Here is a 1,134-nt window from a genome sequence, read left to right on the forward strand (position 1 = left end):
ATTGTCGGCAGCGTCACGGGCGGCAAGGAGACAAAATCATTTGAAGTCACCTTGTCGGATTTGCCTTACCAGATTTACGGGGACGCGGTGCACATCACCGTGACACCCCCCATGAGCGGGCGGATTGTGCATGCGTCCTACCGGTATCCCAGGGTGGCCGGCAATCAGCGCACGGATATCAGCCTGCTGGGAACGGCATTGTATTACCACGGATGGACCGAGCAGTCCGGTGCCGACTTTTGGCCGGCGCAAACGGAACTCGTTGCCGGCCAGGCTTTTGAAGCCACGCATGGCGACATGCAATATGTTCACGGCTCTGGCGGTGCGCGTATTCGCCACCAGTCTCCTGTCCCGGCCACCCTCCACTTTGATCTCGAGGTCGACACGCGCGTGTTTACGACGCGCGTCGAATGGACGCCCAGCTGCGGCGTGGACAAGGAAAATGCCGTCATGCTTCGGGAATATTGTTCCCAGGGCGCGGAAACCCGCACGGTCTGGGATAACGGCGTGGCGTATCCGGTCTATCAGGACTGCTGGCAGACCACGCAAGACTGGCAGCTCTATGAGAGTGATGACAACAGCTGCGGGCGCTGGGAGAGCGACAGGAACTGCACGGTCGGCACCCGCCGCTGCCTGCAGCGCGTCGGCGACTTTTGCGTACGCGAATCGCTGAGCTACCAGTGCCAGCACACCGTCAGCGGCGAAGGCTGGCTGTGCGGCGACAAATTCTATTGTGATGATGGCAGCTGCGCGTCCATCAAGGACGAGAAGAACAACGACTTCAAGGCGGCCGTGTCTCAGCTGGCCGCGCTGGCGGCGGCCGGCAAGGACGTGGCCGGGCTTGACCCCAACACCATCCGCTTCTTTACCGGCAAGCCCATGTCGTGCCGCAAAACGGCCATCGGGTTCAGCAACTGCTGCAAGGGCGGCGGTTGGGGGCACGGTGTCGGGCTGGCGCATTGCAATGATGAGGAAAAGGCCATCGGCAAGGCCAAGGAGCGCAAGCTGGTTATCGATGTCGGGGAGTATTGCTCGAAAAAGGTATTGGGTGCCTGCCTGCAGAAAAAACACAGCTATTGCGTCTACGACAGCCTGCTGGCGCGCATCGTGCAGGAGCAGGGCCGCCAGGGCCAG

The 1,134-nt window shown here is 61.3% G+C and carries 1 protein-coding gene; it reads left to right on the forward strand.

All coding sequences use genetic code 11. The annotated features are described in order from the left end of the window. Nucleotides 1–1,134 (forward strand): conjugal transfer protein TraN (locus AC4PR2_RS27630; RefSeq protein WP_492175877.1); only part of this gene is annotated, 1,134 nt, incomplete at both ends.

Source organism: Serratia sp. A07 (genome assembly GCF_058725505.1).